Source organism: Onishia taeanensis (assembly GCF_013349955.1).
Lineage (GTDB): Bacteria > Pseudomonadota > Gammaproteobacteria > Pseudomonadales > Halomonadaceae > Onishia > Onishia taeanensis_B.
Genome location: NZ_JABVXC010000072.1, coordinates 1 through 407, shown reverse-complemented (window position 1 = coordinate 407; position 407 = coordinate 1). Strand labels below are relative to the sequence as shown.

1 protein-coding gene is annotated in these 407 nt (G+C 71.0%); it reads right to left on the bottom strand.

Annotated features, from left to right (window positions below):
* Positions 1-401, bottom strand: a 401-nt coding sequence (locus HUS66_RS17520; protein WP_175072462.1) for an aldehyde dehydrogenase family protein, incomplete at its 3' end; no start/stop codon positions are given.
* Between the last annotated feature and the right edge of the window lie 6 nt (positions 402-407).

Sequence of the window (407 nt, the reverse complement as noted above, 5' to 3'; positions counted from 1 at the left end):
ATATGGCGCTGGCGCAGGTCGACCCGCGGCATCGGTTCGCGTTCGGGCAATGCCGGATCGATGCGTACATCCAGCCACTCGCCGGCGCGCACCACCGAGGCGAACAGGCGCAGCTGGCCGCAGGTGCGGCCGCGCTCGCCCTGAATACGTGCCTGGGGCAGGCCGGATTCGGCCACGCCGCGCTCGATCAGCGTATCGCCGATGGCCTCGATCTCGTCGGCGATGGTCTCGAGGAAGCGCGCCCGCGCCTCCAGGCCGGTCTCGCGATAGGTCTCGAAGGCCGCCCAGGCCAGCTCACAGGCCTGTTCGACCTCGGGCTTGCTGCCGGCGGGGTAGCCCGGCGACAGGGTCTCGCCGGTGGCGGGATTGATGGCGTGAATGGCCTGGCCATTGGCGGTCACGGCGCG